We start from the raw sequence: 14,690 nt of genomic DNA, 5'->3' as shown, positions 1-14,690 counted from the left end.
CCGGAGGGGGCCACGCGACCCGCGTCGTCAGGATCATGCGGAGTGCGGCCATCGGCCCTCCGTGGGAGGAGGTATCGCGTGGAGAACACGATCGACGGCACGCCGCCGCGGCGGAAGGGCATTCTGGGGCAGTTGTGGTTCCAGGTGCTGGCGGGAACGATCATCGGCATCGTGCTGGGCCATTACGCGCCCGGCATCGGGGTGGCGATGAAGCCCTTCGGGGACGCGTTCATCAAGCTGATCAAGATGATGATCGGGCCGATCATCTTCGTGACCGTCGTCCATGGCATCGCCGGGATGAACGACATGAAAAGCGTGGGCCGCATGGCGCTGAAGTCGCTGATCTATTTCGAGGTCATCACCACGCTGGCGTTGGTTTTCGGACTGGTCGCGGTGAACCTGTGGAAGCCCGGCGCGGGCATGAATATCGACCCCGCCACGCTGAACGCCGATGCGGTGAAGGGCTATGTCGCCACGGCGCATGATCAGTCGATGACGGCCTATATCCTGAACATCATCCCCGACACCTTCGTCAGCGCCTTCACCGGCGGCTATGTTCTGCAGGTGCTGTTCGTGGCCGTGCTGTTCGGGATCGCGCTTGCCTCGCTCGGCGAACGCGGAAAGCCCGTCTACAACGTGATCGACAGCGCCTCGCAGGGGTTCTTCCGCATCATTGGCTACATCATGTTTTTCGCCCCGCTGGGGGCGTTCGGGGCCATCGCCTTCACCGTCGGGCAGTTCGGCACCGCCTCCCTGATCTCGTTGGGAGAGCTGATCATCCAGTTCTTCATCGTCTGCGCGCTGTTCACCGTTTTCGTCTTCGGCACGATCGCCTGGTGGTGCGATGTCAGCCTGTGGCGCCTGATGGGCTACCTGAAGGATGAGATCATCATCGTCGCGGCCACCACGTCCACGGAAACGGTGCTGCCGCGCCTTGTCCAGAAGATGCGCGGCGCGGGCTGCGAGGAATCGGTCGTGGGCTTCGTGATCCCGGCCGGCTATTCCTTCAACCTCGACGGGACCTGCCTGTATCTGACCACCGTGGCCGTGTTCCTTGCCCAGGCCACCAACACCCCGCTGACCACTTGGCACGAGCTGACGCTGGTGGGCGTGCTGCTGCTGACGTCCAAAGGTGCTGCGGGCGTGGCCGGCGCGGCCTTCGTGGTGCTGGCCGCGACGCTGAACACCACGGGCGTGATCCCCGTCGCCTCCATCGCGCTGATCCTCGGCATCCACCGCATCCTGGCCGAGGGGCTGACCTTCGTGAACCTGATCGGCAACGCACTTGCCACCGTGGTCATCGCGAAATGGGAAGGAAAGCTGGACCCCGTGATGCTGGCCGCAACCATCGGCCGCCGCCGCAACGAAAGGAAAACCGCATGACCATCGTCGTTCAGAACATCGACCGCACCGACCGGGCCATCATCGACGGCCTTGCCGCCGCAGGCGTTGCCACCGTGCACGAGGCGCAGGGCCGCCGGGGGATGCTGGCCAGCTACATGCGTCCGATCTATGCGGGCGCGCAGGTGGCGGGATCGGCCATCACCATCTCCGCCCCGCCCGGCGACAACTGGATGCTGCATGTCGCGATCGAGCAGCTGCGCGAAGGCGACATCCTCGTTCTCGCTCCCACCTCGCCCTGCGACAACGGCTATTTCGGCGACCTGCTGGCAACCTCGGCCATGGCGCGGGGATGCCGAGGGCTGGTGATCGACGCAGGCGTGCGCGACATCCGTGACCTGACGCGGATGGGCTTCCCCGTGTGGTCCAAGGCCGTGTCGGCACAAGGGACCGTGAAGGCGACCCTCGGTTCCGTCAACGTGCCAGTCGTCTGCGCCGGTGCGGCGGTCGAGGCGGGGGATATCCTCGTGGCCGACGATGACGGCGTCTGCGTGGTCAAGCGGGCCGAGGCCGCAGAGGTTCTGGCCGCCGCCGAAAAACGTCTGGCCGCGGAGGAGGCCAAGCGCAGCCGGCTTGCCGCCGGCGAACTGGGCCTCGACATCTACGACATGCGCGGGACGCTGGAACAGAAGGGACTTCGCTATGTCTGAGGGCATTCCCTGCCTGTGGATGCGCGGGGGCACGTCGAAGGGGGCATATTTCCTCGCCTCCGACCTGCCGGATGACGTCGCCGAACGCGATGCGCTGCTGCTGCGGATCATGGGCTCGCCCGACCCGCGCCAGATCGACGGGATCGGCGGGGCAGACCCGCTGACGTCGAAGGTGGCGGTGCTGTCGCCGTCGACGTGGCCCGATGCGGATGTGGACTACCTGTTCCTGCAGGTATTCCCCGATCAGGCGCTGGTCAGCGACAAGCAGAACTGCGGCAACATCCTGGCCGGCGTCGGCCCCGCCGCGATCGAACGCGGAATGATCGCCGCCACGGGGGATGAGACGCCCGTCCGCATCCACATGGTCAACACGGGCGAGGTCGCGGTTGCCCGCGTCGCCACCCCTGGGGGGACCGTCACCTACAAGGGCGATGCCTCCATCGCCGGGGTGCCCGGGCATCATGCCGCCGTTCCGCTGATGTTCCAGAATATCGCGGGGTCCATGTGCGGTGCCCTTCTGCCCACGGGGAACGAGGTGGACGTGATCGACGGCGTGGACGCCACCCTGATCGACAACGGCATGCCTTGCGTCATCCTGCGCGCTGCTGACTTCGGCCTGTCCGGGACTGAAACGCGCGAAGAGCTGGAAGGCAACGCCGAGCTGAAGGCGCGGATCGAGGCGATCCGCCTGAAGGCCGGCCCTCTGATGAACCTCGGCGACGTGGCCGAGGCGTCCGTGCCGAAGATGACCCTTGTTTCCGCTCCGACGGCGGGCGGCGCCATCTCCACCCGCAGCTTCATCCCGAAACGCGTCCACGCCTCGGTCGGGGTTCTCGCGGCGGTAACGGTGGCGACGGCGGCGCGTCTGTCCTCTGGACCTGCCGCGGACGTGGCGGCGCACCCCGAGAATGGGCGTTACCGCGTGGAACATCCGACCGGCGACATGGAGGTGCTGCTGGACCTCGGCCCCGACGGAACCGTGGCGGGCGCGGGCACCATCCGCACGGCGCGCAAGCTGTTCGACGGCGAGGTATTTCCGGCGCCCTGACAACCTATGCCATTGTAAGATGGATATCCCGGTTCAACGGCGATGGCCTGAACCGACCATGCGCGGCGTCACCTGCAACGATGGAAGGTGTGGAAATGACGTGGTCTGCTTCCCAATAGTCGAAGTTTCTGGATGACCGGACGCGCACCGCCCGCGATCTTCTGAATGCGGTGCCGCCGTCCTGAATCCGACGCGTGGTCGACCTCGGATGCGGGCCGGGAATTCCATGCGGCTTCTGGCAGACCGGTATCCGGAGGCGGACCTTGTCGGCATCGATCCAGACCCCGACAGGATCGCGACGGCGCGCAGGGAATTTCCGCAGGTCAGCTGGGACCTGATCGACGTGGAACGCTGGACACCGCGGGAGGCGCCGGACCTGATGTTCGCGAACGCCTCCCTTCATTGGGTAGACGACCATGCCGCGCTGTTCCCAAAGCTGATCGGGAGGCTGGCACCCGTCGGATGTCTGGGCGTCCAGATGCCCAACAACCTGGCATGACATCTGCCTGACCTCGCGATGGGCGAGGCACCCAAGCGTCGCCCCGAGCCTGCCTGGGCTTAGACCCGCTCGCGTATACATATATATATGCATATTGACGGAGGCGCCGCATGGATGCGTCTATTTCACTGTCTTTTGGGAGGAAGACGCCCGTCGGCATAGGCCGCGGGCTGATTGACGGGAGGATACATCGTGCACATGTCACTTCGGATCGCTTGCCTTGTCGCGGCTGCGGCCATGCAGCCGGCCTTTGCGCGAACCCTGCCCACCGGCCCTGCCGTGGGGGACATCGACATCTCGCCCTTCTATCGCTGGACCGAAGCCCTGCCGGACGCCCCTGGCCGGATGCTGCGTCGCGAACCCATGGCGGCCGAGACCCTGCCTGCCCATGCTGCCAACGCGGACCGGATCCTTTACACCTCCGATGACGGGCATTGGGATTCGGGGATCATTCCCGTCAGCGGCATCCTTTACGTTCCCAAGGGTGAGGCCCCGGAAGGCGGCTGGCCCCTGGTCGCCTGGGCTCATGGCACCTTGGGCGTGAACGACGCGTGTGCGGCCTCCTGGACCGGCGCGCGTCCGCGCGATGCCGACTACATCGACCGCTGGCTGGAATCGGGCTACGCGGTGGTCGCCACGGACTATCAGGGCCTCGGCGGCCCCGGCCCGCATCCCTACCTCGTGTCCGCGGCCGAAGGCCGGTCGGTCCTCGACTCCGCCCGCGCCGCCATGACGACGGACGTGCCGCTGGCCGACGTGGTGATCCTGACAGGGCAGTCGCAAGGCTCCGGCGCATCACTGGGCGCGGCGCGGATTGCGGCCGACTATGCCCCTGACTTGCCCGTGAAGGGTGCCATCGCCACCGCGCTGATCACCTACATGCCGGAACCGGGTGTGGAAGTGGACCGCGAAATGCCGGGCGGCGAACCTCGTTATGTCCTTTACCGCCTGATCGGCGAGGGGCTGCCCGAAGGAGGCCCGATCGACGCCCTTCTGACCGAAAAGGGCGCCATCCTCGCCGACGCGGTCCGAACCACTTGCAACCAGCTGGAGGTGACGGAACGCGAAGGCATCACGCGCGATAACGCCTTCACCCGCCCCATCGCCGAGGTCAACGCCCTGCTGCCTCCTGCCGGTCAGGTGGAACCGTTCAAGGTGGACATGCCCCTGTTCCTTGGCACCAGCCCGGACGATGCTGTGATCCGGCCGGAGCGGCAGATGACAGCGGTGCGCGGGCTGTGCGATGCGGGCAATACGGTCGTTCTGCGCTCCTACCCCGGGGCGACACACAGCGACACGCTGACCCGTTCAGGGGATGACGCCTTGGCTTTCGCAAAGATGGTCGTGGCCGGCGATATGCCCGTCTCGGATTGCGCAACGGTGGACTGACGATCCCCGCAGCACCGTCTTTTGTGGCCACGAAAGAGCATGATCGGATCACGCTCCCTGAGAGGGTCTCAGTCATCATCGCCTGACGGGCGGACGTCGCGGTTTCGATACGAGGAGGTTTTCCGCCCGGGCAGTCCATGGATATCGGGCGCTTTTGGGCACCCGACCCTTGATCCAGCGGAAAGGTTTCGATCCGCCGCGGTCAATCCCCGGTCTCGTGGGGGAAGGTGCGGCAAGAGCGCGGGCCAAAAACCTGCGCTCTTGCATTCGTCTCAGCGGCGGGGTTCGTCGGCCTTGGGCGGCACCGGAGGCCGCTCGTCATGGTCCCGTGGCGGATCGCGGTAATCCTTGCGCTCTTCCCCATGCCGGGGTTGGCCCTGCGCGGCCTGCGAATGTTCGGCACGCGGCGGCTTCGGCTTGTGGGGATGAGGCTGAACGCAATGTTCGGCGCCCTTCCCGCACGTCGGAGGCGCCGCGTCATGTCCTTGGGCAAAGGCCGTCGGGGCAAGACCCAGAGCCAGCAGGGCCGTCAGGGACCCGATCTTGAAAGCACGCATATGAAAAGCCTGTTTGATTGTCGTCACTGGGGCACGTGACGCTCTATCTGCTCCTGATCGCGGCTCCGGCTATTGCACTCTTCCATCAATATGGCTTCGGTCGCGGCTTTTCCGTCTGGGGGGATGCAGATCTTCACGCGGCAACCGGCTCGTGGCGTGGATTATGGAGCGGGGCGGCAACTGGCACGGAGAACTGGGCTGGGCGCTGGCCGTGACCGCACAAACAGGCTCATTTCCCGCCGTGGACGAGTTGACCGGTCGCAGGATCCAGCACACGCCCCTCATCGACGCCATTCCTCAGACTGAGGCCGCTATCCGCGCCCGAAAAATTCTCCACCCCGCGGAAGCCGTCCAGCGCCCGCGCGGTCAGGACAATGCCGAGGTTCTTGCCGGGATCGTAAAGGAGAAGGCCCGGAGCCTCGCCGGCGATCGCCACGGGCTCGGCCGTCAGTTCGACGGTGCCTTTGCGCTTGCTGCCCTTTGCGGGAACCCAGGCGGACAGGTCGATCCGGTCGCCGGGTTGCAACTCGTCGATGATGAGGGGGCGGCCGTCCTCGTCCGCCTTTGTCAGGAGGATGAGGTCGTTCCCCTCGCCGGACACGACGTTGCTTCCCTCACCGGCCAGGATCGTGTCGTTTCCGGCACCGCCCTCCAGCCGGTCACGCCCGTCGCCGCCCTCGATCCAGTCGTCGCCGGCGCCGCCCGTCACGGTGTCGTCGCCCGGCCCGCCGAACAGCCGGTCCGCGCCCGTGCCGCCGGTCACCCTGTCATCCCCGCGCTGGCCGAACAGCCAGTCGCCTTCCGGTCCGGCCGTCAGATCGTCCTGCCCGTCGCCGCCGTACAGCAGGTTCACAACACCCGGATCGGCGGTGATCGTGTCGTCGCCCGCGCGCCCGTAAGCCTGCGCGATGGCGGTCTTGATGCGTCCTTCCACCCGCCGGGCGGTCAGGGTATCGTCGCCCGCCTCCTCCGCCGTGCCCGCCTCATCGAAGGACCAGACGTTGTTGGCAAAGGCCAGCTGCGGGAGCGAGACGTCGAACGCCCCCTTCCCGGCGTTCAGAAGCGGTGAGGACCGCCGCCCCGCCATGGGCCAGTAGGTCCAGCCGATGCCGCTTTCGGCGAACCATTCCGCCGTGCGCGCCGCGTTGAAGCTGGCGGCGGAGGTTCCCGTGGCGTGCGGGTCCAGAAGGTCCGGAATGCCATTCGCATCCTGATCGCTGCGCCCAAGATGGGTTTCGGTCAGCAGAACGTCATCGTCCCCCACATCCCCAAGGCGGTCGGCCATGCCGGACAGGAAGGCCTTGCGGTCGAACGACGCCTCGCTTGGGTTCAGCCAGCCGGGATAGCCGTGCAGCGACCAGACCAGCTGGTCCCCCACCGCCCTCCGGATCGTGTCCAGATCCACGTTGCGGAACGTGCCGGAGGCGCCGAGACCGCCGACCAGGATCTTCCGCCCGTGCCAGTCGATGCCCAGATCGTCCACGATATGGCGGATGTCCCGGGCGTAGGCCCGCCCGCCCTCGGCCGTCTTGGGATAGGCCATCGGCTCGTTGATGATCTCGAACCCGTAGACCGCGTTCAGGATCGGGGCCTGCGCCGGGTCCTCGAACCAGGCCATGACCTCCTGCCAGCCGGTCCCGATCTCCTCCATCCGGGCCGAGGGGTCGGGCGCCTTCTGCCGCCCTCCCGCCCGCACCCGGCCGGCCATCAGCCCGTCGGAATACTGAATGATCAGCTTGAAGCCCCGGTCCGCCGCCGCTGTGGTGAAGGCGTGGAAGTCCTTCAGATACCCATCGTTGCGCAGGGTATAGGCGTTGAAGTCCACGCGGATGGTGTTCACGTCGGGCGATACCTGCCGCACGGCGTCCAGGAAGTTTCCGGCGCTGGACGGATACTGGAGGTCTGCCCCGAACTCGGTCCGCCAGCTGACGTCGCTGAAGCTTTTGCTGACGGTGGCGCCGCTGGCGCGGACGGCGTCCAGCGTCAGGGGGCGACCCCGCCGGTCGGCCACGGCGCGGTCCGGATCGCCGATGGCGAACAGGACGCCGTTTTTGCCAAGGCGATACACATCCTCCTCGACCTGGACCATCTCCACATAGCGGGTGGGCATCGAGATGATGTTGAGATCGGCCGTGTCCGACATGAACCGCACTCCTGTTGGCGTTGTCGGGGGGAAGCATAGCGCGGCGGACAGGATGTCGCGCGGTTTTCCTACGCCTCGGCGCGCCTTTGCCGAAAAGCCCGGATCAGCGCGGGGCGAAGGTGCCCGTCCGGTTCTCCACCTCCCACCGCAGGGTTTCCGGCGGGTTTTCGGCAAAACCGCTGGTGTCCGTGCCACGGATGGCGTCGGGCATGGGCCAGCACTCCTCCCACCCGCCATCCGGGTCAAGAATCCGGTCCGAGACATAGCCGCGCGTGCGATAGAGCGGGATGCTGTGCCCGGCGCGATAGGCGGCGATGTCAAAGGTCACCGCCTCCACCCTGCGGCCGGTGTCGTTGCGCAGGGCGATCCGCACAGGCTTGCCCAGATCGCAACTCGGATCATAGGCCACGGTCATGACCAGACCGTCCATCAACCGCTCGATCCGATGCTCGCGCCGCGATTCCAACGCCAGATAGATGCCGACGCTGGCAAAGACCAGTGCCACCAGAACCGCCATCACCAGAACCGTCTTGCGCGTGAAGCCGATCACCAGAAGCGCAAGAATGGCCGCCGCAACAATGTAACCCATGAATGTCCTCCACGGGTTAAGTGGTCCATCCCGTGCCCGGGGGCAAGGGTGGGGACGCGATCCTTTTGGCGTCCGACACCGCCACAATCACATTGCGTTTCACTTGCATTTCGTGCAATACGGATATGCGCCTGATGCAAGGGTGCGTAGGGGAGGAAGTCATGTCGTTTTTCACATCCAGACTGGGTGCCGCCTGCCTGGCCGCACTGGTCGTGGCCAGCCCGCTGGCCGCACAGGACCTTGAACTGTCCATCGTGGCACCTGCGGGCGCCGGCGGGGGCTGGGACTCGGCCGCACGCTCGCTTCAGGAAGCGATGATGGAAACGGGCAACGCCCGCAGCGTCCAGGTCCTGAACGTGCCGGGCGCCGGTGGCACGGTCGGTCTTGCGCAATTCGTGCAAAGCGCCAAGGGCTCGTCCGACCAGATGCTGGTGGGCGGGATCACCATGGTCGGCGCCATCATCACCAACGGCGCGCCGTACGACCTGACCAACGTCACGCCGATCGCGCGCCTGACGGGCGACCCGCTGGTCATCGCCGTGCCCGCCTCCTCGCCCTTCCAGACGATGGACGACCTCGTGAAGGCCATTAAGGCCGACGTGTCGCGGACCGTCTGGGCCGGCGGTTCGGCCGGCGGTGCGGACCACATTCTGGCCGCCCTGATCACCGAAGCGGCCGGGGCGGATCCGTCCAAGGTCAACTACGTCGCCTATTCCGGCGGCGGCGAATCGCTGGCGGCCATGCTGGGCGGTCAGGTGTCGGCCGGGATCTCGGGCTATGGCGAATGGCAGGGTCAGATCGAATCGGGCGACCTGCGCGCGCTTGCCATCTCCTACCCCGAACCGATCGAAGGGATCGACGCCCAGCCCCTGAAGGCGCAGGGACTGGACATCGAATTGGTGAACTGGCGCGGCATCTTCGCCGGTCCCGACATCAGCGACGCCGACAAGGCCACGCTGAGCGATGCCGTCGAAAAGACCGTCAAGTCTGACAAGTGGCAGGAGATCCTGACGGCCCGCGGCTGGTCCGACTACTACGCCCCGTCGGACGAGTTCACGACCTTTATCGCGTCTGAGACGGACCGCGTGCACGAGGTCCTGACGTCGATCGGCCTCGCAAAGTGATGCCTGTCGGGCGGGGCTCCGGCCGCGCCTGACCTTCCTCGGGAAACAGCCATGCTTCAGCCAACCAAAACCGGCCTGCACCGGCCGACCGTCATCATCGGCATCGCCCTGTTCGCCATCGCCGCCATCACCTTCAACGACGCCCGCGGCATGAACATCCGCGCGGGCTACGGCATGGGTGCGGACGCGGCCTCCTATTTCGTCGCGGCCTTCTTCGCGGTTCTGGGCGTCGGCCACCTGATCGCCGCCTTCCGCCCGGGGCTGGAGGCGGAGCAGGCCGACTGGAGCGCCTTCGCCTGGGTCGCCCTTGCGCTGACCAGCCTCGTGCTGTCGATCTGGCTGGGCGGCGGCTTCATCCTGGGGTCCACGCTTCTGTTCGCCTTTACGGCGCGCGCCTTTGGTCGCAAGGCCATCATCGCCGATGTGCTGCTGGGCTTCGTGCTCGCGCTCGGCATCTTCTTCCTCTTCAACAAGCTCCTGACGCTCGCGCTCCCCATGGGACCGCTCGAACGCCTTCTCTGAGGTCGCCATGGAATCGCTGATGTATCTGGCCGGCGGGTTCGCGACCGCGCTGGAGCCGATGAACCTTGTCTTTGCCGCCATCGGGGTGCTTCTGGGCACGGCGGTGGGCGTACTGCCCGGCATCGGGCCCGCCCTGACGGTGGCGCTTCTGCTGCCCGTCACGTTCAAGCTGGATCCGGGCGGCTCGCTCATCATGTTCGCGGGCATCTATTACGGCGGGATGTATGGCGGTTCGACCACCGCTATCCTGCTGAACACGCCGGGCGAAAGCGCCTCGGTCGTCACCGCGCTGGAAGGCAACCGCATGGCCCGTCAGGGGCGCGGCGGCCCGGCGCTGGCCACCGCCGCCATCGGTTCCTTCGTGGCGGCGCTGATCGCCACGCTGGGCCTTGCGTTCTTTGCGCCCCTTCTGGTGAAGGTCGCGGTGAAGTTCGGCCCGTGGGATTATTTCGGCCTGATGCTGATCGCTTTCGTGACCGTCTCGGCCACGTTCGGCAGCTCCCCCCTGCGCGGTCTGACCAGCCTGGCGCTCGGCTTGTGGCTGGGCCTCGTGGGGATCGACCAGCTGACGGGGCAGACGCGTCTGGCCTTCGGCGTCCCCAACCTCTTCGACGGGATTGAGGTCACGACCCTGGCCGTCGGCCTGTTTGCCATCGGCGAGGCGCTGCACGTCGTGTCCCGCCACCTTTACGGCGCGGAAAAGCCCATGGCGATCAAGGGCTCCATCTGGATGTCCAAGGAGGACTGGTCGCGGTCCTGGCGCCCGTGGCTGCGCGGCACGGCGGTGGGCTTTCCCATCGGCGCCCTGCCCGCCGGCGGGGCCGAGATCCCGACCTTCCTCAGCTACACCATGGAACGCAAGCTGGCCCGCAAGCCCGAGGAGTTCGGCAAGGGCGCCATCGAGGGCGTGGCGGGGCCGGAGGCCGCGAACAACGCCTCGGCCGCCGGAACGCTGGTGCCGCTGCTGACGCTGGGCCTGCCCACCTCGGCCACGGCGGCGGTGATGCTGGCGGGCTTCCAGCAGTACAACCTGCAACCGGGCCCGCTGCTGTTCGTGCAGCATCCGGCGCTGGTCTGGGGTCTGGTCGCCTCGCTCTTCATCGCGAACGTCATGCTGCTGGTGCTGAACCTGCCGCTGGTGGGCCTGTGGGTGCGGCTGCTGAAGATCCCGCTGCCCTGGCTTTACGCGGGCATCCTGGTCTTCGCGACCATGGGCACGATCGCGGCAAACCCGTCGGTGGTGGAACTGCTGCTGCTGGTGGCCTTCGGCGTCCTCGGCTTCCTGATGCGGCGCTACGACTATCCCATCGCGCCGGTCGTCGTAGGCCTGATCCTGGGGCCAATGGCCGACAGCCAGCTGCGCCGCGCCCTGCAGATGAGCCTGGGCGACCCGATGGTCCTGTTCCAGCATCCGGGATCGGCGATCATGATTACCATCGCGATCGTGGCGCTCGTGGCCCCCTTCCTGTTCCGCAGCCTTGCAAAATTCCGCCAGGACGAGGATTGAGGGCGCAAAAAGGAGACACATCATGGCGCGAAGCAGCCTGGCCCCCCAGATCGTCGCACGCATTCTGGACCATGTTCGCGCCAATGACCTGAAATCCGGCCAGCACCTGCCTGCGCAGGCGCTGGCCGACGCGTTCCGCGTGTCGCGCGCGCCCGTGGTCAGTGCGCTGAAGACCCTGACCGAACAAGGGATTGTCCGCAACGAAGCCAATCGCGGCCATTTTCTGGCCGTCGACGGCGCCTCCATCCCCGTGCCGGAGGAAGAGGAGGCGGTGGGCGAGGATGCGTTGTATTTCCAGATCGCCGAGGACCGTCTGGCCGGCCGCCTGTCCGATCGGCTGAGCGAGAACGAGCTGATGCGGCTGTACGGCGCGCCGCGCAGCCACCTGCTGCGCGTGCTGCACCGCATCGCCGAGGAAGGGTGGATCGACCGCCTGCCCGGCAACGGCTGGCAGTTCCGCGAAACGCTGACCTCGCGCAAGGCCTACAACGAGGCCTACCAGTTCCGCGCCGCGATCGAGATGCAGGCCCTGCTGCTGCCCAGCTTCCGCATCGACCCGGACGCCTTCGCGCAGGCCCGCCAGCACCAGATGTCCCTGCTGGAGCATTTCGAGCACGAGAACCGGTCCGTCATCTTCAGCACCAACATAGAGTTTCACGAGATGCTGATGCAATGCGCCAACAACGTCTTCTTCCTGGACGCCGTGCGACGCATCAACCGCATCCGGCGGCTGCTGGAATATCACATCACGAACGACCGCACGCGCCTGCCCCAGCAAAGCCGGGAACATCTCCAGATCCTCGACCTGATCGAGGCGCATGACATGCAGGCCGCGGCCACGCTTCTCTACACCCACATCCGCGAGGCCGGGCATCAGAAGGTGGAGTTGATCGACTGAAAGGGCCGCCCGTTCGGGGCGGCTCAAAACGGGTCAGACGGCGAGGAAGCCGCCATCCACCGGCAGCACCGCGCCCGTCAGCATCTTCGCGTCGTCCGACAGCAGCATCGCGATGCTGGCCGCGACCTCCTCGGCCTCGGCAAAGCGGTTCAGGGGGTGGCGGACCATCATCGGTTCCGACTTTACGGGATCGCTCCACGCCTCGGCGGCGAGTTCCGTCAGGGTGATGGTCGGGGCCACGCAGTTCACGCGGATCCCGTGGGCGCCGAACTCCTTGGCCAGCACGCGGCTGGCACCTTCAAGCCCGGCCTTGGACGCCGCATAGCACAGGTGATCGCCGAAGCCGCGATGCCCGGCGATGGAGGTGATGTTGACGATGGTCCCGCCCCCGCCCGCCCGGACGCGCATGCGCCCGAACTCCTGACAGGTGATCAGCGCCGCGCGCAGGTTGACGCCCAGCACCGCCTCATATCCCGCTTCCGTCATGTCCAGACTGTGTTCCAGCACGTTGATGCCGGCGCTGTTGATCAGGAAGTCGGCGGTTCCGGCCTCGGCCATGGCGGCGCGGGTCGCGGCGGGGTCCTGCATGTCGACGCGGATCGACCGGCTTCCGATCTCCCCCTCAAGGCGGTCCAGATCGGACTGGGTGCGCGACAGGGCGATCACCTCCGCCCCCCGCGCGGCCATGGCAAGGGCGCAGGCCCGGCCGATGCCCTTGCCGGCGCCCGTCACGATGACGCGTTTTCCTGAAAATTGCATGGTGGTCTCCGGATGGGGGGTCATGGGGCCGTTGCGCCAAGGCGCAGGTCGCGGGCGGTGGCCTGAAGGGTCAGGAAGGCGTGATAGCGGGCGTCGTGCATCCGCTTGGTCGCCCCGCCGGCGGGTTCGCAGCGGGTGGCGACGCGCGACATCGCGGGCATTGCGGTGTGCAGATCGGGGAAAGCCCCCGCTGCCACCGCGCCCAGCATGGCCGACCCCAGCAGCACCGGTTCCGGGCAGGCCGTCACCTCCACCGGAAGGCCGGTCGCGTCCGCCAGGATCTGCCGCGTCAAGGGATGCGCCCCCGCCCCGCCGGACACCGAGATGGTCGCGACCGGCGCGCCATGGGCGGCCTGCGTTTCAAGGATCTGGCGCAGGCCATAGCCCAGCCCGCACACCCCCGCGACATAGAGGGACACAAGGGCGTCAACCCCCTGCTCCATCCCCAGGCCCGAGATGATGGCGCGGGCGTGCGGATCGGCGAAGGGCGCGCGGTTGCCAAGGAATTCGGGAACGACATGCAGATCGTCGGCCAGCCGCACCGCGTCCGACGCGTCACCCGCGAGCGCCAGCGCCCGATCCGCAAGCCAGCCGGGAAGGCCCTGACCGGCGGCGCGGGCCTGTTCCCCGGCGGCGCCCGAGGCCGGATGCATCGCCACCAACTGCGCGATGGCCGCACCGGCCGCGGACTGCCCCCCTTCGTTCAGCCACATGCCGGGCACCATCGCGCTGAAATACGGCCCCCACACGCCGGGCACGAAGGTCGGCTCCGTCGTCGTGGTCATGGTGCAGGAGGAGGTGCCGAACACGTAGCCGAGACAGGCCGTGGGATCCCCGCCCGCCGCCACCGTGCCGACGCCGCCCGCATGGGCGTCGATCAGTCCCGCGGCCACGGCGGTGCCCGGGCGCAGGCCCATGGCGGTTGCCGCCTCGGCCGTCAGGCCTTGGCCAAGCACGGTGCCGGGATGGACTACGCTTTGACCGATGCGGGCGAAGCCGTCCTCGGCCAGATCGCCCAGCCCGATGGCGCGGAAGTAGTCCGCGTCCCAGCGACCTTCATGCGCCAGGTACGTCCACTTGCACGTCACCGTGCAGGACGACCGGTCCACCGCGCCCGACGCCTTCCAGGTCAGGAAATCCGTCAGGTCGAAGAACTGCGCGGCCTTTGCATAGACCTCAGGCCGGTTCTCCTTCAGCCACAAAAGCTTCGGCGTCTGCATCTCGGGAGAGATGCGGCCACCGACATAGCGCAGCACCGCGTGGTCGCCCGCGTTGATGCGGGCGGTCTGGTCCAGCGCGCGGTGGTCCATCCAAACAATGATGTCACGCTCGGGGTGGGCGGGATCGCCGACGGGCAAGCCTTCGACCACCAGCGAACAGGTGGCGTCGAAGCCGATGCCCTGCACCTGCGCCGGATCAAGGCCCGCCATCGCCCCGCGGACGGCGGCGCAGACGGCCCCCCAGACCTGCGCGCTGGACTGTTCGACATGCGCGCCGTCCACATGCATCTGCAGATCGTGCCTGGCCGTGGCCAGCAGCACGCCCGCCGCGTCGAACACGCCCGCGCGGGCCGACCCCGTTCCGACATCAACGCCGATGAACAC

At 67.1% G+C, this 14,690-nt stretch carries 13 protein-coding genes; 9 read left to right on the top strand and 4 right to left on the bottom strand.

The features are described 5' to 3' along the window. Positions 1–78 precede the first annotated feature (78 nt). The 5 genes from dctA (at position 79) to PIJ50_RS04885 (ending at position 4,987) form a co-directional block, all read left to right on the top strand. A complete protein-coding gene (gene dctA / locus PIJ50_RS04905) occupies positions 79–1,383 on the top strand; it encodes a C4-dicarboxylate transporter DctA (protein WP_271973241.1) in 1,305 nt (434 codons plus the stop codon). After that, a complete protein-coding gene (locus PIJ50_RS04900) occupies positions 1,380–2,051 on the top strand; it encodes a 4-carboxy-4-hydroxy-2-oxoadipate aldolase/oxaloacetate decarboxylase (RefSeq protein WP_271973240.1) in 672 nt (223 codons plus the stop codon). The genes dctA and PIJ50_RS04900 overlap by 4 nt, the downstream gene beginning before the upstream one ends. Then, positions 2,044–3,099: a 4-oxalomesaconate tautomerase gene (locus tag PIJ50_RS04895; protein WP_271973238.1), complete on the top strand. Its 1,056-nt coding sequence runs from the start codon at positions 2,044–2,046 to the stop codon at positions 3,097–3,099. Before PIJ50_RS04900 ends, PIJ50_RS04895 begins: the two co-directional genes overlap by 8 nt. Before the next feature lie 226 nt (positions 3,100–3,325). Then, positions 3,326–3,598, top strand: a complete 273-nt coding sequence (locus PIJ50_RS04890) for a methyltransferase (RefSeq protein ID WP_271973236.1) — start codon at positions 3,326–3,328, stop codon at positions 3,596–3,598. 198 nt (positions 3,599–3,796) lie between these two features. Further along, complete coding sequence (locus PIJ50_RS04885) at positions 3,797–4,987, top strand: lipase family protein (protein WP_271973235.1); 1,191 nt, start codon at positions 3,797–3,799, stop codon at positions 4,985–4,987. Positions 4,988–5,773: 786 nt separating this feature from the next. Here the strand turns inward: PIJ50_RS04885 and PIJ50_RS04880 are convergent. Both PIJ50_RS04880 and PIJ50_RS04875 read right to left on the bottom strand, forming a co-directional pair. After that, positions 5,774–7,687, bottom strand: a complete 1,914-nt coding sequence (locus PIJ50_RS04880) for a cellulase family glycosylhydrolase (RefSeq protein WP_271973234.1) — start codon at positions 7,685–7,687, stop codon at positions 5,774–5,776. Between the two features lie 103 nt (positions 7,688–7,790). Continuing rightward, the gene (locus PIJ50_RS04875) at positions 7,791–8,276 is read right to left on the bottom strand and encodes a hypothetical protein (RefSeq protein ID WP_271973232.1); all 486 of its coding nucleotides are present in this window, start codon (positions 8,274–8,276) and stop codon (positions 7,791–7,793) included. Positions 8,277–8,437: 161 nt separating this feature from the next. Here PIJ50_RS04875 and PIJ50_RS04870 point away from each other — a divergent pair, with 161 nt between their 5' ends. The 4 genes from PIJ50_RS04870 to PIJ50_RS04855 are packed head-to-tail and all read left to right on the top strand — an operon-like array spanning position 8,438 to position 12,327. Further along, a complete protein-coding gene (locus PIJ50_RS04870) occupies positions 8,438–9,400 on the top strand; it encodes a Bug family tripartite tricarboxylate transporter substrate binding protein (RefSeq protein WP_271973231.1) in 963 nt (320 codons plus the stop codon). A 51-nt stretch (positions 9,401–9,451) separates the two neighbouring features. Next, positions 9,452–9,922 carry a tripartite tricarboxylate transporter TctB family protein gene (locus PIJ50_RS04865; RefSeq protein WP_271973230.1) on the top strand — a complete coding sequence of 157 codons (471 nt, stop codon included), beginning with the start codon at positions 9,452–9,454 and terminating at the stop codon, positions 9,920–9,922. Positions 9,923–9,929: 7 nt separating this feature from the next. After that, positions 9,930–11,429, top strand: a complete 1,500-nt coding sequence (locus PIJ50_RS04860) for a tripartite tricarboxylate transporter permease (protein WP_271973228.1) — start codon at positions 9,930–9,932, stop codon at positions 11,427–11,429. A 22-nt stretch (positions 11,430–11,451) separates the two neighbouring features. Continuing rightward, on the top strand, positions 11,452–12,327 hold the full coding sequence (locus PIJ50_RS04855) for a GntR family transcriptional regulator (protein ID WP_271973226.1): 876 nt from the start codon (positions 11,452–11,454) through the stop codon (positions 12,325–12,327). Between the two features lie 33 nt (positions 12,328–12,360). On the opposite strand, the gene PIJ50_RS04850 is transcribed toward PIJ50_RS04855, so the two are convergent. Both PIJ50_RS04850 and PIJ50_RS04845 read right to left on the bottom strand, forming a co-directional pair. Then, a complete protein-coding gene (locus tag PIJ50_RS04850; protein WP_334212717.1) occupies positions 12,361–13,086 on the bottom strand; it encodes an SDR family oxidoreductase in 726 nt (241 codons plus the stop codon). Positions 13,087–13,106: 20 nt separating this feature from the next. Beyond that, positions 13,107–14,690, bottom strand: a complete 1,584-nt coding sequence (locus tag PIJ50_RS04845) for an FGGY-family carbohydrate kinase (RefSeq protein ID WP_271973223.1) — start codon at positions 14,688–14,690, stop codon at positions 13,107–13,109.

Source organism: Falsirhodobacter sp. 20TX0035, assembly GCF_028307215.1.
In the GTDB taxonomy this organism is placed as follows: Bacteria; Pseudomonadota; Alphaproteobacteria; order Rhodobacterales; family Rhodobacteraceae; genus Falsirhodobacter.
The sequence above is the reverse complement of the archived record's forward strand: the minus strand, read 5'-3'. Positions and strand labels throughout refer to the sequence as shown.

What these genes read in the sequence shown, in the direction of transcription:
- PIJ50_RS04875 (WP_271973232.1), bottom strand. Translation starts at nt 8,276, where the DNA reads ATGGGTTACATTGTTGCGGCGGCCATTCTTGCGCTTCTGGTGATCGGC.
- PIJ50_RS04860 (WP_271973228.1), top strand. Translation starts at nt 9,930, where the DNA reads ATGGAATCGCTGATGTATCTGGCCGGCGGGTTCGCGACCGCGCTGGAG.
- PIJ50_RS04880 (WP_271973234.1), bottom strand. Translation starts at nt 7,687, where the DNA reads ATGTCGGACACGGCCGATCTCAACATCATCTCGATGCCCACCCGCTAT.
- PIJ50_RS04900 (WP_271973240.1), top strand. Translation starts at nt 1,380, where the DNA reads ATGACCATCGTCGTTCAGAACATCGACCGCACCGACCGGGCCATCATC.
- PIJ50_RS04850 (WP_334212717.1), bottom strand. Translation starts at nt 13,086, where the DNA reads ATGCAATTTTCAGGAAAACGCGTCATCGTGACGGGCGCCGGCAAGGGC.
- PIJ50_RS04855 (WP_271973226.1), top strand. Translation starts at nt 11,452, where the DNA reads ATGGCGCGAAGCAGCCTGGCCCCCCAGATCGTCGCACGCATTCTGGAC.
- PIJ50_RS04865 (WP_271973230.1), top strand. Translation starts at nt 9,452, where the DNA reads ATGCTTCAGCCAACCAAAACCGGCCTGCACCGGCCGACCGTCATCATC.
- PIJ50_RS04885 (WP_271973235.1), top strand. Translation starts at nt 3,797, where the DNA reads ATGTCACTTCGGATCGCTTGCCTTGTCGCGGCTGCGGCCATGCAGCCG.
- PIJ50_RS04890 (WP_271973236.1), top strand. Translation starts at nt 3,326, where the DNA reads ATGCGGCTTCTGGCAGACCGGTATCCGGAGGCGGACCTTGTCGGCATC.
- PIJ50_RS04895 (WP_271973238.1), top strand. Translation starts at nt 2,044, where the DNA reads ATGTCTGAGGGCATTCCCTGCCTGTGGATGCGCGGGGGCACGTCGAAG.
- PIJ50_RS04870 (WP_271973231.1), top strand. Translation starts at nt 8,438, where the DNA reads ATGTCGTTTTTCACATCCAGACTGGGTGCCGCCTGCCTGGCCGCACTG.